Here is a 20023-nt window from a genome sequence, read left to right on the forward strand (position 1 = left end):
TTAGAACGTCAGCGCCACGGGCTGGCCGGGGGGCGGGGTCTGCATAGCGCCGATCTGCGCGGCCTGCGCAAAACCGGCTTCATGGAAGGCGGCCAGCACGGCGGGCGCTACGTCTGGGCTGCAACTGACCAGCAGGCCACCGCTGGTTTGCGGGTCGGTGATGAGGGCTTTGAGCCAGTCGGCACCGGTCCATTGCACCTGGCCGCCATAGCCTTCCCAGTTGCGGGCCGAGGCACCGGTGGCAATGCCTTGCTGGGCAAAGGCTACGGCGCTGGGGATCAGGGGTAGGGCGTTGGTATCCACCTGGGCCGACAGGCCGGAGCCCCGGCACATCTCCAGTAAGTGCCCGGCCAGGCCGAAGCCAGTTACGTCGGTCATGGCGTGCAGGCCGTCAATTTGCGCCAGCGCAATGCCAACCTTGTTCAGCTGGGTGGTGTGGTGCAGCATCTCGGCATAGCCCGCCGCGTCCAGCAGGCCTTTTTTCAGCGCTGCCGACAAAATGCCTACGCCCAGCGGCTTGCCCAGCACCAGCACGTCGCCCGGCCGCGCATCGGCGTTGCGGCGCACTTTGTCGGGGTGTACCAGACCCAGGCCGACCAGGCCGTAGATGGGTTCCAGCACGTCGATGGAATGGCCGCCTGCAATCGGAATACCCGCCTCGCGGCAGACGGCAGCGCCACCTGCCAGCACCTGGCCAATCACTTCGGGCGGCAGCTTGGCGATGGGCATGCCCACCAGCGCCAGCGCCATGATGGGTGTGCCGCCCATCGCGTAGATGTCGCTCAGGGCATTGGTGGCGGCGATGCGGCCAAAATCAAAAGCATCGTCCACGATGGGGGTGAAGAAGTCTGTGGTGGCTACCAGTGCCTGGGTCGCGTTGAGGCGGTACACGGCGGCATCGTCGCTGGTCTCGGTGCCTACCAGCAGTTCGGGTGGCACCAGGCCTTGGGGTGCGCGTGCCAAAATCTCAGCCAACAAGCCGGGGGCAATCTTGCACCCGCAGCCGCCACCGTGCGAAAACTGGGTCAATGCAATGGGTTCTGAAATCGTGGTCATAAGTGGTTCGATTGTGCCAGCCGAGGTTTTTCCGTGAGAGCCCCTACTACGGTCAAGGACCGCCACGCCTTCCACACGCTGATCGACGCGCGCTCGCCCGCCGAGTACGCCCTCGACCACATCCCCGGGGCCATCAACTGCCCGGTGCTGGACGACGCGCAGCGCGTGATCGTGGGCACGCTGTACAAGCAGCAGGGCGCTTTCGAGGCCCGCCGGGTGGGCGGTGCGATGGTGGCCGAAAATCTGGCCAAGCACCTGCGCGAACAGTTTGCCGACAAACCTGCCAAGTGGTCCCCGTTGGTCTACTGCTGGCGCGGCGGGTTGCGCAGCGGCTCGATGGTGACGTGGATGCGCATGGTGGGCTGGGACGCACAGCAACTGCAAGGTGGCTACAAAACCTGGCGGCGCTTTGTGATTGACGCACTGGAAGCTCAGTGCCCCACGCTGCCCTTGCGGGTACTGGTGGGGGCCACCGGCAGCGCCAAAACCAGCGTGCTGCATGCGCTGGCCGCCCAAGGCCACCAAGTGCTGGACCTGGAGGGGCTGGCGGTCCACAAGGGTTCCATCCTGGGTGCGGTGCCCGGCCTGGCCCAGCCTTCGCAAACCGGGTTTGAAACCGGCCTGGCCCATGTGCTGGAAAAGCTGGACAAACTCGATCCCAGCCGCCCCCTGTATGTGGAGGGCGAGAGCCGCAAGATCGGCCGCCTGACCCTGCCCACGCCGCTGGTGCTGCGCCTGCGTGCCAGCCCGTGTATTGAGATTCGCGCCACGCCCAAAGCCCGGCTGGACTACCTGCTGCGCGACTACGCCTACTTGGGCGATTCCCCGCAGGCGCTGGCCGATAAGCTGGGCCTGCTGAAAGACTTGCACGGCCACCAGGTGATTGGCCGCTGGCAGGCTTGGGCGCTAGAGGGCAATCTGCACGGCTTGTTTGAAGAGCTGATGGCGCTGCACTACGACCCGCTGTACAACCGTTCGCAAAGCCACAACTTCCAAGCCTGGGCGACCCGCCAGACGCTGGAAACCGACGATTTGACCCAGGCCGGGGTGGATGCCTTGGCCGAGGCGGTGGCCGGGCTGGCTAGCGCCTGATTTTCCTGCGGAGATACCCGCATACCGACTTGCGTGAGCGCCGCGCAAGTCGGTAAATCTGTAACATAAGAAACATCTTCGATGGAGCCACGTTGCGGGGGGTATCGCCTATGTTGCTGTTACAGAACCGGGGGTCTGGTCGCCAGTTTCACCCGTCGCGCCGCTTGCTCTGCGGTGTTTTGCTGCTTTGGCTGTGTTCTACGGTGACAGCCATGTGGTGGTTGAACCCGGTGACACCCGCCAGCCTGTCGGTGTGCACGGCCACTTCCGTATGACGGTTATCACCGAACGCGAACTCAGCTATTACCGCTATGCGCACCGCCTGATGCTGGGCGTGGCAGGTGTGCATTTGCTGGCGTGCGTAGGCTTTGCCGCCTACACCGATACCTGGGGGCTGTTGCTGTTGGTCGGCCTGCCAGCTGTACTGGTGCCGTGGTGGGTCAGTTATTACTACCCGGCCCATCTAGTGTCCCGTATGTCGATGGCGCTGGGGTTTATGGCCTTGGCCGGGCTGCTTATCCAGCAGTCGGGTGGCGACCTGGAGGCGCATTTCAGCGTATTTGTGATGCTGGCCGCGTTGGTGGTGTATTGCGATTGGCGGCCCCTGGTGCTGGCGACGGCGGCTATTTTGCTGCACCACATTGTGTTTTTGCTGTTGCAGCCTTTGGGGTTGGGTTTGGTGGTGTTCAACGACGGGCGCAACCTGTTCGGTGGGCGTTCGGTGTGGGGGCACGCCTTGATGGTGTGCGCCGAGACCGGGGTGGTGGCTTTTGTGGCGATGCGCTTGCGCGCCATGCTGCTGGATTCGTACACGGTGTCCGATGCCGTGTTGCGCATTGCCGATGGCCAGCTCGACACGCCGCTAGACCCCGCCGAGGTGCAGAAATCGGTCATGCTGAAGGCCGTTGACACCATGCAAAAACGGCTCGTGCAAATGGTGGCTGAATTGACGCAGGCCCGCTCACGGGCCGAAGACGCGGCCGAAGCCAAAAGCATGTTTCTGGCCAATATGAGCCACGAAATCCGCACGCCCATGAACGCCATCATCGGCCTGTCGCACCTGGCCAGCCGCACCGAGTTGTCGCTGCGCCAGCGTGACTACATCAGCAAAATCGAACGCTCAGGCCAGCACCTGCTGGGCATCCTGAACGACATTCTGGATTTCTCCAAAGCCGAAGCAGGCAAGCTGGAGATCGAGCGCGTTCCCTTCGAGCTGGATGCCGCCCTGCAAAACGTGGTCAATCTGATTGCCGAAAAGGCCAGCGCCAAAGGGCTGGAGCTGATTTGCGAGGTGGGGGCCAATGTGCCGCCGCATTTGCTGGGCGACCCGTTGCGGCTGGGGCAGATCCTCATCAATTACGCCAACAACGCCATCAAGTTCACCGAGAGTGGCGAGATCCATGTTGCCGTGCGCCGGGTGGACACGCTGGCGCTCGACTCCGATGCCGAGGTGGTGCTGCGGTTTGACGTGCGCGATACCGGCATCGGCCTCAGCCCTGAGCAAATCAGCCGGCTGTTCCAAAGCTTCAGCCAGGCCGACAGCTCCACCACCCGCAAGTTTGGTGGCACCGGGCTGGGGCTGGCCATCAGCAAAAGCCTGGCCGAGTTGATGGGCGGCCAGGTGGGGGTGGACAGCGTGTCCGGCCAGGGTTCGGTGTTCTGGTTCACCGCCCGGCTGGGCTGCGGAGCACAGCAGCGGCGCAGCCTGGTGCCCAGCATCGACGTGCGGGACTTGCGGGTACTGGTGGTGGATGACAACCCGCATGCCTCCACCGTGCTGGCGGGCATGCTCGACAACATGGGCTTCCAGGTGGTGGCGGTGGATTCGGGCGCAATGGCGGTGGCGGCGGTGCGCGATGCGGCGGCCGCCGAGCAGGGTTTTGATGTGGTGATGTTGGACTGGCAAATGCCGGGCATGGACGGACTGGAAGCCGCCAAACATATCCGCGCCCTGGGGTTGGCGCGGCCACCGCAGCAAATCATGGTCACCGCCTATGGCCGGGAGGACGTGATGCGCGGTGCCGAAAACGCCGGTTTGCAGGATGTGCTGCTCAAACCGGTCAACCCGTCCATGCTGTTGGACACCATGATGCGGCTGGTCGGTAGAAACCAGGACGGTGCAGTCTCCCAGGCCATGCTCCAGGCCATGCCCTATGTGGTGGCTTTTCCGGGCGAGTCTTACCAGCAGCTACAGGCCCTGCGCGGTGCGCGGGTGTTGCTGGTGGAGGACAACGAACTCAACCAGCAGGTCGCCACCGAACTGCTGGAGGATGCCGGTTTTGTGGTTGAGCTGGCCGAGAACGGCCAAGAGGCCGTGGCCCGCGTGCGCACCCGGCGGTTTGACATCGTGCTGATGGATATGCAAATGCCGGTGATGGACGGCGTGACCGCCACCCAGCACATCCGCAGCGATGCCGCGCACAGCGACCTGCCCATCGTGGCCATGACTGCCAACGCCATGCAGGCCGACCGCGACCGCTGCCTGGCTGCTGGCATGAACGGCTTTGTCACCAAACCGATTGAGCCAGAGGCGCTGTGGCAGGCGCTGGTGCAGTGGATCGTGCCGCGTGAAGGCCTGGGCCAGCTACCAGCCCGTGCGGCCCGCACGGTGTTTGCGTCGGCCGATGCGCCGGGCCGGGTGAATGCCGAGGTACTGCCTGCGGCCATTGACGGGCTGGACATGGTGGTGGGCCTGCGCCGCATGGGCGGTAAAACGCCGCTCTACCTCAGCATGCTGCGCAAATTCAAAGCTACCCAGTGGTCCGCGTGGCAGGGGCTGCGCCAGGCGCTGGCCGATGCCGACACGGCCAGCGCCGAGCGCTTGGCGCATACCTTGAAAGGCTTGGCCGGAAATATCGGGGCCACGCCACTGCAAGAGGCCGCCGGGACGCTGGAGACTGCGCTACGCGATCCGGTCGTGCATGCCACCGTGGCGCTGTTGCTCCAGGACGTGGAGCAACAGCTGTTGCAACTGCTTGGCGTGCTGGAGCAAGCGCTGCCAGACCGGCGTACCGAGCCCTTTGCTGCCGCGCCGCCGGACCACGCCGCGCTACAGGCCGTGTTGGAGCAACTCGCGGCGTATCTGGTGGATGACGATGCCGACGCGCTGGCCCTGCTGGCCCAGTACGGCCCGGTCTTGCGCCCTCTGCTGGGGGCCGATTACGGGGCGCTGGAGGCTGCCGTCACCCATTTTGCGTTTGAAGAAGCCCGCGCAGTCTTGGCCCGGGTACGCCTGCCCGAGGCGGGGTGATTTATTAAAAATGATAGCTACTTGCGTATGTTATATATGCGCTAGAGGCACTTTTTGTTACTATTTTTTGTGCATGGTCTTGGGGGCTACCCGGAGCGGTTGTGCCCCGTTGGCCCCCTACAATCGGCCACCTATTTCTCTGGAGTACCCTAAAAATGTCTTCTTCTGACGACGATACCGGCGGTGTAGTGCTGGCGATTTTGTTTGGCGTGGTGGCTGCCGTGATTGGCTTGGCCATTGGTCTGGGCATCTACAAAACCCAGATGCCCAAGGCGATTGCGGTGGCGGCTGTGGAAGTGGTGGAGGTCGTGGAGGTGGATGGGGCCAGCGTCAAGGTGGTGGACGGTATCGTCAAGTTCTACTTTGCCACCGCCAAGGCCGATATTGCCGCCGGTGCCAACGAAGCCTTGGTCGAAGTGGTCAAGCTGGCAGCCGATGGCAAGTCGGTGCGCGTCAGCGGTTTCCACGACGCCACCGGCGATCTGGCCATGAACCAGGAACTGGCCAAGCAGCGCGCCATTGCCGTGCGCGACACCCTGGCCGCCCTGGGCGTGGCCGCAGACAAGATTGAACTGCTCAAACCCGAAGCCATGACCGGCACCGGCAGCAACGCCGAAGCCCGCCGCGTCGAAGTGGTGATCGTGCAGTAATTTGGAACACCCCCAGGCTACACACTCCGTGTTTTCGCCAACCCCCTTGCAGGGGGCAACACCAGCAGCCTGGCAAAGCCAGTTCTGCGGTGTTCCCCGACTGCAAACCGCACCGCCTGCTAGGCTGTGCGGTTTTTTTACGCCTGGATGGCCAGCAGGATCAGCGGCAAGGCCAGCGCCGTGAGCACGGTGGACACCAGCACCATGCCCGAAATCTCTTTGCTCGGGCCGCCAAACTGCTCGGCCAGCATCAGCGACACCACGGCCACTGGCATGGCGCACTGGATGGCAAACGTACCCGCTGCCACGGGCGGCATGTGCAGCAGCGTGCCCAGCGCCAGCCCCACACCCAGCCCGCCAAATACCCTTACCACCGACAGCGCCAGGGCGCGGCCAAAGCTGTCCAGGCTGAGCTGGGTGAGTGATGCACCCAGCATGATCAGCATCAGCGGCAGCGAAATGCCGCCCACCAGCTTGACGGTGGCCATCACCGGGGCGGGCAGGGCCGTGCCGGTGCCGATCAGCAGCAGGGTCAGCGCCATCGTCCACAGCATCGGGTGCGACAGTGCTTTGCGCAGTGTCATGTGGCCCGAGGCCAGCCAGATGCCTAGCGTGGCGTGGCCCACCTGCACCATCGTGGAGAAGGCCAGCGCAAACACCATGCCCTCGGGGCCGTACACAAAATAGGCGATGGGAATGCCCAGATTGCCGGTGTTGGGCAGCACCATCGCCGGGATGAAGCGCCGGGGCGGCAGGCGCAGCAGCCGCAGGGCCAAGGTGCCGAGCAAGGCAAAGGCCAGTACCGCCAAGCCACCTGCCAAAAAAGTACGCCCCAGCAGTGGCAGCGTTAAACCCGGCCGGTCGATGGAGCCCAGCAGCAGGCACGGAAAACCGATGTTCATCACCAGCTTGCCCATCGCCGGTTTGTCCAGTGGTTGCTTGAACTTGATCCAGAAAAAACCAATGCTGGCGGAAAAAACGATGGGCAGCAAAATGCCCAGAAGCTGGTCGGTCATGCAGGGTCCAGAAATAAAAAAGGCGCACCGGGTGCGCCCTTTGGATCTTACCGCCCGCTATTTTGCGGCGGTGATGGGCATGACCGGGGTCTGGGCCGCCGCCGTGGGGGCTTCGCCGTGGATCTGCATCACCAGCGGCACGATCAGCAAGGCCACGATGTTGATGATCTTGATCAGCGGGTTCACCGCCGGGCCTGCGGTGTCTTTGTACGGGTCGCCCACGGTGTCGCCAGTGACGGCGGCCTTGTGGGTGTCCGACCCCTTGCCCCCAAAGTGGCCGTCTTCGATGTACTTCTTGGCGTTGTCCCAGGCACCGCCGCCGGTACACATGCTGATGGCCACAAACAGGCCGGTGACGATGGTGCCCATCAGCAAGCCGCCCAGCGCCGCCGGGCCGAGCAGCAGGCCCACTCCAATCGGCACGACTACGGGTAGTAGTGATGGAACCATCATTTCCTTGATGGCTGCCGTGGTCAGCATGTCTACCGCGCGTCCGTACTCGGGCTTGGCCGTACCTTCCATGATGCCGGGGATCTCGCGAAACTGGCGGCGCACTTCCACCACCACGCTGCCCGCCGCCCGGCCCACGGCCTCCATCGCCATCGCGCCAAACAGGTAGGGAACCAAGCCGCCGATGAACAGGCCGATGATCACCATCGGGTTGCTCAAATCAAAGCTGACCGCGTGGCCGTAGGCTTCCAGTTTGTGGGTGTAGTCGGCAAACAGCACCAGCGCGGCCAGGCCTGCGGAGCCGATGGCGTAGCCCTTGGTGACGGCCTTGGTGGTGTTGCCCACGGCATCCAGCGGGTCGGTCACATCGCGCACGCTTTTGGCCATTTCGGCCATTTCGGCGATGCCGCCCGCGTTGTCGGTGATCGGCCCATACGCATCCAGCGCCACCACGATGCCCGCCATGCTCAACATCGCCGTAGCGGCAATCGCAATGCCGTACAAGCCGCCCAAATGGTGCGACACCCAGATCGCGATGCACACAAAAATCACCGGCCAAGCCGTGGAACGCATCGACACGCCCAGCCCGGCAATGATGTTGGTGCCGTGCCCGGTGGTGGATGCCTGGGCGATGTGCTGCACCGGGGCGTACTGCGTGCCGGTGTAGTACTCGGTAATCCACACCAGTGCGGCGGTGAGCACCAGGCCCACGGCGCAGGCCCCGTACAGCCGCATGGCCGCGCCCGTGCCGCCCAGAGCGTTGTCGGGCACCAGCGCCTGGGTGACAAAGTAGAAGGCAATCAGCGACAGCACGCCCGCCACCGCCAGCCCCTTGTACAGCGCGGGCATCACGTTCTTCATGCCCGGCGAGGCGACCACAAAGAAGCAGCCAATGATGCTGGCCACGATAGACACTGCGCCCAACGCCAGCGGGTACACCACGGTGGCTGCACCGCCCCCCGTGGCCAGTAGCGCGCCCAGCACCATCGTGGCGATCAGCGTGACGGCATAGGTTTCAAACAAATCGGCCGCCATACCGGCGCAATCGCCCACGTTGTCGCCCACGTTGTCGGCAATCACCGCCGGGTTGCGCGGGTCGTCCTCGGGGATACCTGCTTCCACCTTGCCGACCAAATCTGCCCCCACATCCGCGCCCTTGGTGAAGATGCCGCCGCCCAGCCGCGCAAAAATGGAAATCAGCGACGAGCCAAAGGCAAAGCCGATCAGCGGATTCAGCCGCGCCGCCGTGGGCGCGCCATCGGGCACCAGAAACCAGTAGAAACCAGTCACGCCCAGCAGCCCCAGCCCCACCACCAGCATGCCGGTGATGGCCCCGCCGCGAAACGCCACCGTGAGCGCCGGGCCAATGCCTTTGGTGGCGGCCTGCGCAGTGCGCACATTGGCCCGCACCGACACGTTCATGCCGATGAAGCCGCAGGCGCCTGACAGCACCGCGCCCACCACAAAGCCCATAGCCGAAAGGGAGTCCAGAAAGAAGTAGATCAGCACCGCCAGCACCACGCCGACCCCGGTGATGGTGCGGTACTGCCGGGCCAGGTAGGCCGCCGCTCCGGTCTGGATGGCGGCGGCAATTTCCTGCATCCGCGCATTGCCTGCGTCTTGCGCCAGTATCCAGCTGCGGGCCCAAAAGCCGTAGGCCACCGCGATGAAGCCACAAATGAGCGCCAATATGAGCGCTGTGTTACCTGCCATAAGGATGTCTCCTGAACCGTTGTCACGAGGTGGGGGCAACGCAAGCGAGGCACCCGCTGCGTTGCTTCCTCGCGGGTCCGGCATGTGCGGAAACGATTGGCCAACGGAAACAATATAAGGGGCAATGTGGGATTAGCTCACATGGCCTAGGGTATGTCCTATGGTGGAGGTAGATGCACATCCTGGTTTGGCTTTTTTAATCAAGGGTAAACCCTGTATTTGATGCGGAAATAGAACAAGTCCCAAAGTTATGATGACTATGGGTTTTTTGCCGGATGCCCGGCAGGCTACATGTGGCTCCGTCCATTCTTCCCTTATTTCTCTCAGCCCCCCTTATCCGCATGTCTTCTGACTCTTCTGGGCCCGATACGCCCGCCATCGATGTCCCCGCACAAGATCCCGCCACCACCGTCCCGTTGAAGATCGAAGACTGGCTCACCGTGCTGGTGATGGGCGCGCTGGCGTTGATCACCTTTGCCAATGTGCTGGCGCGCTATTTCACCAACGAATCCTTTGCCTGGACGGAAGAGCTCTCGGTGTTTTTGATGATTGCGCTGACCCTGGTGGGCGCGTCTGCCGCCGTGGCGCGGGACCGGCACATCCGCATCGAATACTTCTCGGACAGCGGCAGCATGGCCCGGCGCAAGGGCTTGTCGCGCTTTGGTGCGGTGATGGTGGCGATTTTGTTTACGCTGATCGGCACGCTGAGCATTCGCATGGTGAGGGACGACTTTCGGTTCGAGGAAACCACGCCTGGCATTGGCGTACCCGCCTGGTGGTATTCGATCTGGCTGCCGATTTTGTCGCTGGGCATCGCGCTGCGGGCCGTGGGCCTGTTCATCCGCCGGGGGCGTGGCGAATGATCACGACCCTGCTTTTTGTGACCTTCATCGTGATGATGTTGCTGGGCGTGCCGATTGGCGTGGCCCTGGGCTTGGCGGGCGCGGCGGCAATTGCCATTGCCAACAGCAGCAGCCAGTGGTTTGGCCTGCTGGCCGTGCCGCAAAACTTTTATGCCGGGCTGGGCAAGTACCCGCTGCTGGCCATTCCCATGTTTGTGCTGGTGGGTTCGATTTTTGACCGCTCTGGCGTGGCCGCGCGGCTGGTGAATTTTGCCGTGGCGGTGGTGGGGCGCGGCCCCGGCATGCTGCCGCTGGTGGCGATTGCGGTGGCGATGTTTTTGGGCGGTATTTCGGGCTCCGGCCCGGCCTGCGCTGCGGCGGTGGGCGCGGTGATGATCAGCGCCATGAACAAGGCGGGCTACCCGCCTGCGTTTTCGGCCAGCGTGGTAGGGGCTGCGGCGGCCACCGACATTTTGATTCCACCGTCGATTGCCTTCATCGTCTATTCCATCCTGGTGCCCGGTGCATCCGTGCCCGCGCTGTTTGCCGCCGGCATGATTCCCGGCGTGCTGGCTGGGCTGGCGTTGATCATTCCCGCCGTGTGGCTGTCGCGCAAACACAAGATGGGCGCGCTGGAAGCTACTTTGCCAAGGCCCCCGTTCTGGGCCAGCCTGCGCGGGGCCATTTGGGGGCTGGCCGCGCCGGTGCTGATTCTGGGCGGTATGCGTGCGGGCTGGTTCACGCCCACCGAGGCCGCCGTGGTGGCGGTGTTCTACGGCCTGTTTGTCGGCATGTTCATCCACCGCACCATGACCGTGCGCGACCTGTTCCCCATCCTGCGCGAGTCGGGCGAGCTGTCGGCGGTGATCTTGATCGTGGTGTCGCTGGCGGGCATCTTTGCCTATTCGCTATCGACCCTGGGCGTGATCGACCCCATCACCCACGCCATCGTTAACTCCGGCCTGGGCGAGTACGGCGTGCTGGCGCTGCTGATCGTGATGCTGGTCACCGTGGGCATGTTTTTGGATGGTGTGTCGATCTTTCTGATCTTTGTGCCGCTGCTGCTGCCGATTGCCATGCACTACCAGTGGGATCTCGTGTGGTTTGGCGTGATCCTGACGCTGAAGGTGGCACTCGGCCAGTTCACACCGCCGCTGGCCGTGAATTTGATGGTGTCGTGCCGGATTGCCAAGGTGCGCATGGAAGAAACCGTGCCCTGGGTGGGCTGGATGCTGTTTTCGATGTTTGTGGTGATGGTGCTGGTGATTGCGTTTCCGCAACTCGCCTTGTGGCTGCCGCACTACCTGGGTTATTAATTTTTCAAATTGGAGACAAAAATGAAAGTTCGTTCCTTCCTCGCTCTGGCCGTAGCCAGCGCCGCCCTGCTCGCCACCACCGGCAGCATCGCCCAAACCGCCTACAAGCCCGAGTACAAGATGTCGCTGGTGCTGGGCACCGCCTTTCCGTGGGGCAAGGGCGGTGAAATCTGGGCCAATATGGTCCGCGAGCGCACCCAAGGCCGCATCAACATCAAGCTGTACCCAGGCGTGTCACTGATCCAGGGCGACCAGACGCGCGAATTCTCGGCGCTGCGCCAGGGCGTGATCGACCTGGCTATTGGCTCCACCATCAACTGGTCGCCGCAGGTGAAAGAGCTGAACCTGTTCTCGCTGCCGTTTTTGATGCCCGACTACGCCGCCATCGACTCCCTGACGCAAGGCCAGGTGGGTAAAGACATCTTCAAGATCATCGACAAAGCTGGTGTGCAGCCGTTGGCTTTTGGTGAAAACGGCTACCGCGAAATCAGCAACTCCAAGCGCGCCATCCACAGCCCGGCCGACCTCAAGGGCATGAAGATCCGTGTCGTCGGCTCGCCTCTGTTCCAGGATACCTTCACCGCCCTGGGTGCCAACCCCACCCAAATGAGCTGGGCCGACGCCCAGCCCGCGCTGGCCACCGGCGCGGTGGACGGGCAGGAAAATCCGCTGTCCATCTACACCGCCGCCAAGCTGCACAACGTGGCGCAGAAGCACGTGACTCTGTGGGGCTACGTGGCCGACCCGCTGGTGTTTGTGGTCAACAAAGACATCTGGGCCAGCTGGACCGAGGCCGACCGTGCCATCGTCAAAGTAGCTGCCCAGGATGCCGCCCGTGAGCAAATTACCATCGCCCGAAAGGGCCTGGTGGAAGCCGACCAGCCGCTACTGAAAGACCTGGCCGCCTTGGGCACCACCGTCACCAAGCTGAGCCCCGAAGAGCGCGCTGCCTTTGTGGCTGCCACCCGCCCGGTGTTTGAAAAGTGGAAGAAGACGATTGGTGCGGACCTGGTGGCTACGGCCGAGAAGTCCATCGCTGCCCGCAAAAAATAACCCATGACGGGACGCAGTGCCCTCTGTGTCGCCCCAAAGGCGGCCAGGCCGTAGGCAGAAGGGCCGATCTTCCCTCAGGCAAAATAACAAAATCGATTTTTCAACTCCAACGGCAAAGACCACCATGTCCCTGAACCTCGTCCCCCCCGGTAAAAACGCCCCCGATGCCTTCAACGTCGTGATCGAAATTCCGATGAATGCCGACCCGATCAAGTACGAAGTGGACAAAGAGTCCGGCGCCATCTTTGTGGACCGCTTCATGACCACGGCCATGCACTACCCCACCAACTACGGCTACGTGCCCCAGACCCTGAGCGGCGACGGCGACCCGGTGGACGTGCTGGTGATCACCCCGTACCCGCTGTTCCCCGGCGTGGTGGTGACCTGCCGCCCCATCGGCATCCTGATGATGGAAGACGAAGCTGGCATCGACGGCAAGGTGCTGGCTGTGCCCACCGACAAAATCCTGCCCATCTACACCCACTGGCAAAAAATTGAAGACGTGAACCAGATGCGCCTGAAGGCCATCAGCCACTTCTTCGAGCACTACAAAGACTTGGAAAAAGGCAAGTGGGTCAAGGTGATCGGCTGGGAAGGCATTGATTCGGCCAAGAAAGAAATTGTGGACGGCATGGCCAACTACAAAAAATCGTTGGCCTGAAATAGTGCTCACCCCCAGGCTGCAGCGCTGCGCGTCTTTCGCCAACCCCCTTGCAGGGGGCAACACCAGCAGCCTGGCAAAGCCAGTTCTGCGGTGTTTCTGGAAGGGGTGTTTTCTGCGCGTAGTCTGGAACTGAAACACTTTGATCGTTAAGCAAAATATGCACCTACCGCCTATCGAATGGGCGCTAGGTGCTATTTTTTTGGTAGTAAACCTATGAAAAGCAAACTCTCCAGCGGTGGCCTGGTGTATTCCACCGATACGGGCCGTATGTGCCCGGATTGCCGCCAACCGGTGGCCCAGTGCATTTGCGGTCAAAAGCCGCTGCCTAAAACCGACGGCATTGTCCGTGTGTCGCGCGAAACCAAGGGCCGGGCGGGCAAGGGCGTGACCCTGGTCAAAGGGGTGCCACTCGATCTGGCAGGCCTGACCGCCCTGGGCAAACAGCTCAAAGCCGCCTGTGGCAGTGGCGGCACGGTGAAAGACGGCGTAGTGGAAGTGCAGGGCGACCATGTGGACACGGTGATGGTGCTACTGCAAAAGCAGGGCTATACAGTCAAGCGGGCGGGTGGGTAGCGCCAAGGCTCCTAGGAGCCTGGGCGCTAAAAACCCATGTGCAACGCGATGCTGTCGTCTACCGAGGGCACTCTCACGTTAAACCCCTACGGCGTACGCATGCGTCCCATACCGAGTCTGCGGTACAACAGCTGCCGGACTCCTTTCTTCTTTAACTTCCACGCGAGTGCTCTATGCCCCACCTTTTAGTGTCTGCTTCTCGATTTTTGTCCGGCGTGCTGCTGGTTTGCGGACTGGGCGCTGCGCAGGCCCAGGATCTGTACCTCAACGGCACGGTGGGCGGCAACATTGCCCCCGGTGTGTATGGCCAAATCAGCTTTGGTACGCAGCCACCACCACCGGTGTTGTATGCCCAGCCGGTACGGATTGAGCGCGGTCCGATGGACGGGCCGCCGCTGTATTTGTACGTTCCGCCGGGCCACTCCAAGAACTGGCGCAAGTATTGCGGGCGCTATAACGCCTGCGGTCGGCCGGTCTATTTTGTGCAGGTAAACGAGCGCAACCGCTGGTGGGCGCAGCCCCACGGTGGCCCCCGTGCACCGCAGAATCGCCCCGATGGCGGTGACGGCCACCCAGGTGCGCATGGTGGTGGAAAAGGGCAGCATGGCAAACATGACCGTGACCAAGGCAAACATGACCGTGACCAAGGCAAACATGACCGTGACCACGGCCAGCGGCCTTTCGATCACCGCAATTAGCCTGCGCCGATGGCCCGCGCTGGGCCAGTTAGCGTTACTTCAACAGGACTGGATGCCAAGCACTCTGTGTAGCCGACTCGGCGCACAAAGGGTCTTGCGTCCAGTCCTGTTCAATTCCATCAGGCAAAAGTATTGACCTGCGTGCCCAGGCTGCCTTGCTTGGCCAGCGTGGGGGCGGCGTTGGGCTGGGGAATGGATTCCAGCAGTGCCTGTGCCGCCACAGCTTGTGCATCCAGGGCTTTTTTCAGCACCCGGATGTTCAGGCTGTCCGAGTTGGGGGCCTGGGCGGCGGATGTGGCCGATTGCACGGCGGTGGTACTGGCGATGTTCATGGCAAAACTCCTAGGGGGTTTCCATTTATCGACGCTGTAGCGTCGGACTTGAGCGCCGGGCCATGAACATGTTCTCAATGCAATAGGCGCACGCTGGCAATCGCCAGCCATCCCAGCACAAAGTTCAGTACCACCAGTGTATGCATACGTCCAGCGGCTTGGGCGGCCAGCGGCCACTCAGCGGCGGCCACTGCGCGTTTGAACTTGGCAAACCCGGCAAAATAAATATGCCCAAACACCAGCACCATCAGCAGGCCCAGGCCGATCATGGCGGCCCAGCCCAGCGGTACGCTGCCGCCCGACGCTGCCACGGCTTTGAAGCCGCTACCAAACAGGTGGCCGCCAGTGGCCAGCAGCAGCACGATGGCCGCCAGCACCAGCCTGAAAAACCGCTGCAATACCTGCACCATCAGCCGGGCGCGGGGTTGCGGCTCCAGAGCCACCAGCGCGGCGGGCCGTAGCGCAAACAGCATGAAGGACATGCCACCCATCCAGACGATGGCGGCTACCAGATGAAGAAGTTTGAAGATGTCGTACATGGCGGTTTCCGTTCATGGCTTACGCAAGGCCCTGTGCGTTGCGTGAGTCCGAGGTTATTTGGTGCGTGCGGGGCCGGGAGGCAAGGGGGCTTTTAACTGGACTGGGGGCGGTTGGTACACATGCACGGGCAGAACTACGCGGGTCAGCGCAACGTTGACTTTTTCGGCGGGCACGATGCCGTCCTTGTTGTTGAGCCGGACAAACAAGCCTTTTCGGCTGATGTGGACATAGCTGACTTTGTGCGATGTGCTCTCGTATTGCACATCAGCGCCTGGTTTGTACAGCGCCAGCCACAGGCTTGGTGGTTCAGTTTCCTCTGCGACGGCGGGGGCTGCCAGGACGACAGGATGCTCGGCCGCTGTGGGGGCAGGCGTAGCTTTGACCGCCGGTGCTGTGCTTGTCGGTGCCGCGTCAAACAGGGCGTCAAAATCATCGCTCAAGGGCAGCTTTCTTTTAGTTATTGTGAATAGGCAGGGTCGAGGGCGATCACTTGCTCTGTAAATTTGCTGCGAAATTCATAGCTAATTGCGCTTGCAGCATCTATTCTGAGGTCGAATCTAACATGCAATACATACCCGTTTAGTTTGTACAGGGTTAAACTGCCTACCCCACAAAGTGTCGTACTCCACACGACACACACCCACTTGACTTGACACTCGCCGTCTTGCCCGACGCACCCCCCATGCCCTTTGCCTCCCTGGGACTTGCTCCCGCCTTGCTGCGCGCCGTGCGCGAACAGGGTTTTACCGCGCCTACCGCCATCCAGACATCGGCCATTCCGGCCATTGTGCGCGGGGCGGATGTGTGGGCGGCGGCGCCTACCGGCTCGGGCAAAACGGCGGCTTTCGCCCTGCCTTTGTTGCAGCGCCTGCAAGACACGCCGCGCCCTGCGGACAAGCGCCGCCCCCGCGTGCTGGTGCTGGTGCCCACGCGCGAGCTGGCAGCCCAGGTGGCCGAGGTGTTCCGTAGCCTGGCCCAGCATTTGCCACAGCCTTTAAAAATCGCCGTCATCTTCGGTGGCGTGTCCATCAACCCGCAAATGATGGGCTTGCGTGGCGGGGCCGACATTGTGGTGGCTACACCGGGACGCTTGCTGGATCTGGTGGACCACAACGCCCTGCAACTCTCCCACGTGGCGGCGCTGGTGCTGGACGAGGCCGACCGCCTGCTGGACCTGGGCTTTGCCGAAGAGCTGGCCCGCGTGCTCACGCTGCTGCCCGCAAAGCGCCAGAACCTGTTGTTCTCGGCCACCTTTCCGCCCGCCATCGACGCACTGGCCGCCCAGCTGCTGCGCGACCCAGTGCGCATTGAAATGGCTGCCGAGCCCACTACCCACACGGATGCGCCTGCCATTGCCCAGCGCGCCATCGCCGTCGATGCCAGCCGCCGCACCCAGCTGTTGCGCCATTTGGTGCAGCAAAACACCTGGAAGCGCGTGCTGGTGTTTGTGGCCACCAAATTTTCCGCCGAGATCGTGGCCGACAAGCTGCGCAAGGCCGACATCTGGGCCGAACCCTTCCACGGCCAGCTCAGCCAGGGCAAACGCACCCAGGTGCTGGACGACCTCAAGGCCGGGCGCGTACACGTGGTGGTGGCCACCGACCTGGCCGCCCGTGGTATCGACGTGGCCGAGCTGCCAGTGGTCGTTAACTACGACCTGCCGCGTTCGGCCGAGGACTACGTGCACCGCATCGGTCGCACCGGCCGCGCCGGGCAGAGCGGCGAGGCGTTTAGCTTCGTCACTGCCGACACCGAAGCCCATTTCGCCCTGATCGAAAAGCGCCAGGGCCTGAGCCTGCCGCGCGAAGAGGTGGTAGGTTTTGAACCGGTCGAGCTGGCCGTACCGCAACTGCCCGCGCAGACCAACGGCGGCATCAAAGGCAAGCGGCCCAGCAAGAAAGACAAGCTGCGCGCCGCTGCGGCAGCCAGTTGATTTTTTATGTGAAATAGGCTGCTGGCGCATATGTATATTGCGCTAGCAGCTATCAAAAACTGAGCGTTTTGCCTCAGTCGGCAGCGATTTCAGCGCTGTCTTCGTCTTCCATCGTTTCGCTGTCCATTACCGCAATCTCGGCGTACTGGGTGCCGTTGAGCTGGTGGCGGTAGGCCACATAGGCGTGGCGGGCAGCGGCCTCGTCGTCGCCTTCGTCGTCGGCCGTGGCGGCCAGTAAATGCAGCTTGGCCGCCGCCGCAAAGTGGTGCGCCGCCATGCGGTGGTGGTCGCCCACGGTTTCAAATTCTTCGTCAAACATTTCGGTCGGCAACTCGGTCGTGGTATTGGCAGTGTTCATAAAGTCCTCGCAGAAGCTGGCGCGGCGACATACCGCGTGGCTAGGATGCGTGGTTTGGATGAAGGTTTGATGACACGGGTGCTATGGTAGTGATAGCTGGTGGCGCAGGTTTTGTGTAGGCTGAGGGGAGTTTTTGCTTTAACGGCGAAGCTCAGGGGCCGCAGGCGTCCGACTTGGGCGAACGGTTTAAGCGGGGCATTCGAGAAAATCAACCAAAACGCCCAGCGCGCAGGCAAGCGAAAGAATAGCCCACACTCTATGGAGTTTGCTTCTCTTTTGATAGTAAAAAACAATAGCATATTGCGCACATTCAATATGCGCTAGCCGCCATTTCGACATCTGAAAATAGACCTAATAACGACCAAGCCTAGCTGCCCGCATCCAGCGACCGCGAGTGCAGGTAAGCTCAGTGGCCCTGCTACGCACTGCGCTCTTTCTCACAACCCCCTATGACCCCCGCATTGGCCCGCCTCATCGCCGCCCAGATCTGTTTGCACGCCTGCATGACCGGCATCCGCCTGGCCGCGCCGCTATGGGCTTTGCACGCGGGCTACAGCGGGTTGGCGGTGGGCGGGTTGCTGGCTCTGTTTGCCCTGACCCAGGTGTTTCTGGCCCTGCCTGCTGGGCGCTATGCCGACCGGCATGGCCTGCGCAAGCCGGTGACCATCAGCGTGGTGATGGCGGTGCTGGGGGCGGGGTTGGCGGCGGCTTTGCCGATTTACCCGGTGCTGTGCGCCAGCGCGCTGCTGACCGGCGGGGCCACCGGCATTGCGGTGATTGCGCTGCAACGCCATGTGGGCCGGGCCGCCGTGGGTGCCACGCAGCTGAAAACCGTGTTCAGCTGGCTGGCGCTGGGGCCGGCCTTGTCCAACTTTATCGGGCCGTTTGCCGCCGGGCTGATGATCGACCACGCGGGCAGCGCACCGGCCGACACCACCGGCTTTCAGGCTGCATTTGCCTTGATGGCGGTGCTGCCGCTGGCCACCTGGGCGCTGGTGCAGGGCGTGCAAGAGCTGCCTGCCATCCGCAAAGCGCCCGGTGCGGCCAAAACCCGGGTGCTGGATTTGCTGTTTGATCCGATGCTGCGCCGCCTGCTGCTGGTGAACTGGTTTTTGTCCTCCTGCTGGGATGTGCACACCTTTGTGGTGCCCATCCTCGGCCACGAGCGGGGCCTGAGCGCGTCCACCATCGGCGGCATTTTGGGGGCGTTTGCCATTGCCGCCACCGTGGTGCGCATGGCCATGCCGCTGATGGCTGCGCGGCTGCGCGAGTGGGCGGTGATCGTGGGCGCGATGTGGGCCACGGCGCTGCTGTTTGCGCTGTATCCACTGCTACCCAGTGCGGCGGCGATGGGCGTGTGTTCGGTGTTTTTGGGGCTGGCGCTGGGCTCGGTGCAGCCGATGGTGATGAGCACTCTGCACCAGATCACCCCCGAGCACCGGCACGGCGAGGCGCTGGGCCTGCGGCTGATGAGCATCAACGCCTCTAGCGTGGTGATGCCGCTGCTGTTCGGCCTGGCCAGCGCCTATGTGGGCGTGGCCGGGCTGTTCTGGGTGGTGGGCGCAGTGGTGGGCGGCGGCTCCAAGGCCGCCTGGGGACTTAAATCTTATAAAACGCCCGAATAGCGCTCCACGCTTCTTCTGGGGTATCGACAAAGTTGAACAGCGCCATGTCGCTGGCGGAGATTGCGCCTTCTTCGATCAGCAGGTCGAAGTTGACCAGTTTGCGCCAGTAGTCGGCCCCAAACAACACGATGGGCACGGCCTTGGTTTTGCCGGTTTGCACCAGGGTGACCACTTCAAACAGCTCGTCCAGCGTGCCAAAGCCGCCGGGGAAGGCCACCAGGGCCTTGGCGCGCATCATGAAATGCATTTTGCGCAGCGCGAAGTAGTGGAACTTGAAGTTCAGGCTGGGCGACACGTAGCGGTTGCCGCCTTGCTCGTGGGGCAGGGCGATGCTCAGGCCCACGTTCAGCGCACCCATTTCATGGGCACCCCGGTTGGCGGCCTCCATGATGCCGGGGCCGCCGCCGGTGCAGATGTAGAGCCGGTCCTCGGCGGCGCGGTCGGCGCTGTAGTTGGCCACCAGCCGGGCAAACAGGCGGGCCTGCTCGTAGTAGTGGGCGTTGCGCATGCGGCGTTCGGCAACGGTGATGGCGGCGGCATCGCCACCGGCCTGGGCGGCGGCCAGTGCGGGTTGCGCGTCTTCCGGGGCCGGGAAGCGGGCGCTGCCGAAGACCACCACGGTGTTTTCAATGCCTTGCTCAAGCTGGGCCAGGTCGGGTTTGAGCATTTCCAGCTGGAAGCGGATGCCCCGGGTTTCGCGGCGCAGCAAAAACTCGGGGTCGGCAAAGGCCAGGCGGTAGGCGTCGGTGTCGAGTTTTTGGCCGTTGTTGGCGTGGGCTTGCAGATCGGCCCAGGCCAGGGCTACGTTGCGGTCGTTGAGTGTGTCGGTGTTTTCCATAGGGTGATTGTGGGCTTAAAACAG

The 20023-nt window shown here is 62.8% G+C and carries 19 protein-coding genes; 11 read left to right on the forward strand and 8 right to left on the reverse strand.

The window, feature by feature from the left end; all coding sequences use genetic code 11:
• Positions 1–1056 carry a selenide, water dikinase SelD gene (gene selD, locus AC0969_RS16595; protein ID WP_479625264.1) on the reverse strand — a complete coding sequence of 352 codons (1056 nt, stop codon included), beginning with the start codon at positions 1054–1056 and terminating at the stop codon, positions 1–3.
• Between the two features lie 33 nt (positions 1057–1089).
• Here selD and mnmH point away from each other — a divergent pair, with 33 nt between their 5' ends.
• The 3 genes from mnmH (at position 1090) to AC0969_RS16610 (ending at position 6048) form a co-directional block, all read left to right on the forward strand.
• Positions 1090–2148 carry a tRNA 2-selenouridine(34) synthase MnmH gene (gene mnmH / locus AC0969_RS16600; RefSeq protein ID WP_479625265.1) on the forward strand — a complete coding sequence of 353 codons (1059 nt, stop codon included), beginning with the start codon at positions 1090–1092 and terminating at the stop codon, positions 2146–2148.
• Between the two features lie 193 nt (positions 2149–2341).
• Positions 2342–5398: a response regulator gene (locus AC0969_RS16605; protein WP_479625287.1), complete on the forward strand. Its 3057-nt coding sequence runs from the start codon at positions 2342–2344 to the stop codon at positions 5396–5398.
• 155 nt (positions 5399–5553) lie between these two features.
• Positions 5554–6048, forward strand: coding sequence for an OmpA family protein (locus tag AC0969_RS16610; RefSeq protein WP_479625266.1), 495 nt, complete (start codon positions 5554–5556; stop codon positions 6046–6048).
• Positions 6049–6185: 137 nt separating this feature from the next.
• On the opposite strand, the gene AC0969_RS16615 is transcribed toward AC0969_RS16610, so the two are convergent.
• Together AC0969_RS16615 and AC0969_RS16620 are read right to left on the reverse strand one after the other, a co-directional pair.
• Entirely contained in the window at positions 6186–7064 is an 879-nt protein-coding gene (locus AC0969_RS16615) for an AEC family transporter (protein WP_479625267.1), read from the reverse strand.
• A 57-nt stretch (positions 7065–7121) separates the two neighbouring features.
• Positions 7122–9227 (reverse strand): sodium-translocating pyrophosphatase, encoded by a 2106-nt coding sequence (locus tag AC0969_RS16620; RefSeq protein WP_479625268.1) that lies wholly within the window; start codon positions 9225–9227, stop codon positions 7122–7124.
• Positions 9228–9568: 341 nt separating this feature from the next.
• Here AC0969_RS16620 and AC0969_RS16625 point away from each other — a divergent pair, with 341 nt between their 5' ends.
• The 6 genes from AC0969_RS16625 (at position 9569) to AC0969_RS16650 (ending at position 14373) form a co-directional block, all read left to right on the forward strand.
• Positions 9569–10090, forward strand: coding sequence for a TRAP transporter small permease (locus tag AC0969_RS16625; protein WP_479625269.1), 522 nt, complete (start codon positions 9569–9571; stop codon positions 10088–10090).
• Positions 10087–11385, forward strand: a complete 1299-nt coding sequence (locus AC0969_RS16630; RefSeq protein WP_479625270.1) for a TRAP transporter large permease — start codon at positions 10087–10089, stop codon at positions 11383–11385. Before AC0969_RS16625 ends, AC0969_RS16630 begins: the two co-directional genes overlap by 4 nt.
• A 21-nt stretch (positions 11386–11406) precedes the next feature.
• Positions 11407–12438, forward strand: coding sequence for a DctP family TRAP transporter solute-binding subunit (locus AC0969_RS16635; protein WP_479625271.1), 1032 nt, complete (start codon positions 11407–11409; stop codon positions 12436–12438).
• 124 nt (positions 12439–12562) lie between these two features.
• Positions 12563–13099 (forward strand): inorganic diphosphatase, encoded by a 537-nt coding sequence (ppa, locus tag AC0969_RS16640; RefSeq protein ID WP_479625272.1) that lies wholly within the window; start codon positions 12563–12565, stop codon positions 13097–13099.
• Positions 13100–13315: 216 nt separating this feature from the next.
• Positions 13316–13675, forward strand: a complete 360-nt coding sequence (locus tag AC0969_RS16645) for a translation initiation factor Sui1 (protein ID WP_479625273.1) — start codon at positions 13316–13318, stop codon at positions 13673–13675.
• A gap of 173 nt (positions 13676–13848) precedes the next feature.
• Positions 13849–14373, forward strand: coding sequence for a hypothetical protein (locus AC0969_RS16650; RefSeq protein ID WP_479625274.1), 525 nt, complete (start codon positions 13849–13851; stop codon positions 14371–14373).
• 119 nt (positions 14374–14492) lie between these two features.
• Here the strand turns inward: AC0969_RS16650 and AC0969_RS16655 are convergent, their stop codons facing one another.
• From AC0969_RS16655 to AC0969_RS16665, 3 genes are all read right to left on the reverse strand, one after another.
• The gene (locus AC0969_RS16655; RefSeq protein ID WP_479625275.1) at positions 14493–14705 is read right to left on the reverse strand and encodes a putative motility protein; all 213 of its coding nucleotides are present in this window, start codon (positions 14703–14705) and stop codon (positions 14493–14495) included.
• A gap of 74 nt (positions 14706–14779) precedes the next feature.
• Entirely contained in the window at positions 14780–15244 is a 465-nt protein-coding gene (locus AC0969_RS16660; protein WP_479625276.1) for a CopD family protein, read from the reverse strand.
• 54 nt (positions 15245–15298) lie between these two features.
• A complete protein-coding gene (locus tag AC0969_RS16665; RefSeq protein ID WP_479625277.1) occupies positions 15299–15685 on the reverse strand; it encodes a hypothetical protein in 387 nt (128 codons plus the stop codon).
• Positions 15686–15927: 242 nt separating this feature from the next.
• Between AC0969_RS16665 and AC0969_RS16670 the strand changes: the two genes are divergently transcribed.
• The gene (locus tag AC0969_RS16670; protein ID WP_479625288.1) at positions 15928–17178 is read left to right on the forward strand and encodes a DEAD/DEAH box helicase; all 1251 of its coding nucleotides are present in this window, start codon (positions 15928–15930) and stop codon (positions 17176–17178) included.
• A 73-nt stretch (positions 17179–17251) separates the two neighbouring features.
• Here AC0969_RS16670 and AC0969_RS16675 read toward each other — a convergent pair whose 3' ends face one another.
• Positions 17252–17536: a hypothetical protein gene (locus AC0969_RS16675; protein ID WP_479625278.1), complete on the reverse strand. Its 285-nt coding sequence runs from the start codon at positions 17534–17536 to the stop codon at positions 17252–17254.
• 449 nt (positions 17537–17985) lie between these two features.
• Between AC0969_RS16675 and AC0969_RS16680 the strand changes: the two genes are divergently transcribed.
• Positions 17986–19161 carry an MFS transporter gene (locus tag AC0969_RS16680; RefSeq protein ID WP_479625279.1) on the forward strand — a complete coding sequence of 392 codons (1176 nt, stop codon included), beginning with the start codon at positions 17986–17988 and terminating at the stop codon, positions 19159–19161.
• Here AC0969_RS16680 and AC0969_RS16685 read toward each other — a convergent pair.
• The gene (locus AC0969_RS16685; protein ID WP_479625280.1) at positions 19136–19999 is read right to left on the reverse strand and encodes an LOG family protein; all 864 of its coding nucleotides are present in this window, start codon (positions 19997–19999) and stop codon (positions 19136–19138) included. The genes AC0969_RS16680 and AC0969_RS16685 overlap by 26 nt on opposite strands.
• Positions 20000–20023: the final 24 nt, after the last annotated feature.

Source organism: Rhodoferax sp. LB1P47 (genome assembly GCF_056521445.1).

What these genes read in the sequence shown, in the direction of transcription:
- AC0969_RS16660 (WP_479625276.1), bottom strand. Translation starts at nt 15,244, where the DNA reads ATGTACGACATCTTCAAACTTCTTCATCTGGTAGCCGCCATCGTCTGG.
- AC0969_RS16620 (WP_479625268.1), bottom strand. Translation starts at nt 9,227, where the DNA reads ATGGCAGGTAACACAGCGCTCATATTGGCGCTCATTTGTGGCTTCATC.
- AC0969_RS16655 (WP_479625275.1), bottom strand. Translation starts at nt 14,705, where the DNA reads ATGAACATCGCCAGTACCACCGCCGTGCAATCGGCCACATCCGCCGCC.
- AC0969_RS16610 (WP_479625266.1), top strand. Translation starts at nt 5,554, where the DNA reads ATGTCTTCTTCTGACGACGATACCGGCGGTGTAGTGCTGGCGATTTTG.
- AC0969_RS16675 (WP_479625278.1), bottom strand. Translation starts at nt 17,536, where the DNA reads ATGAACACTGCCAATACCACGACCGAGTTGCCGACCGAAATGTTTGAC.
- AC0969_RS16685 (WP_479625280.1), bottom strand. Translation starts at nt 19,999, where the DNA reads ATGGAAAACACCGACACACTCAACGACCGCAACGTAGCCCTGGCCTGG.
- AC0969_RS16680 (WP_479625279.1), top strand. Translation starts at nt 17,986, where the DNA reads ATGACCCCCGCATTGGCCCGCCTCATCGCCGCCCAGATCTGTTTGCAC.
- ppa (WP_479625272.1), top strand. Translation starts at nt 12,563, where the DNA reads ATGTCCCTGAACCTCGTCCCCCCCGGTAAAAACGCCCCCGATGCCTTC.
- AC0969_RS16650 (WP_479625274.1), top strand. Translation starts at nt 13,849, where the DNA reads ATGCCCCACCTTTTAGTGTCTGCTTCTCGATTTTTGTCCGGCGTGCTG.
- AC0969_RS16635 (WP_479625271.1), top strand. Translation starts at nt 11,407, where the DNA reads ATGAAAGTTCGTTCCTTCCTCGCTCTGGCCGTAGCCAGCGCCGCCCTG.
- AC0969_RS16645 (WP_479625273.1), top strand. Translation starts at nt 13,316, where the DNA reads ATGAAAAGCAAACTCTCCAGCGGTGGCCTGGTGTATTCCACCGATACG.
- AC0969_RS16625 (WP_479625269.1), top strand. Translation starts at nt 9,569, where the DNA reads ATGTCTTCTGACTCTTCTGGGCCCGATACGCCCGCCATCGATGTCCCC.
- selD (WP_479625264.1), bottom strand. Translation starts at nt 1,056, where the DNA reads ATGACCACGATTTCAGAACCCATTGCATTGACCCAGTTTTCGCACGGT.
- AC0969_RS16670 (WP_479625288.1), top strand. Translation starts at nt 15,928, where the DNA reads ATGCCCTTTGCCTCCCTGGGACTTGCTCCCGCCTTGCTGCGCGCCGTG.
- AC0969_RS16615 (WP_479625267.1), bottom strand. Translation starts at nt 7,064, where the DNA reads ATGACCGACCAGCTTCTGGGCATTTTGCTGCCCATCGTTTTTTCCGCC.
- AC0969_RS16630 (WP_479625270.1), top strand. Translation starts at nt 10,087, where the DNA reads ATGATCACGACCCTGCTTTTTGTGACCTTCATCGTGATGATGTTGCTG.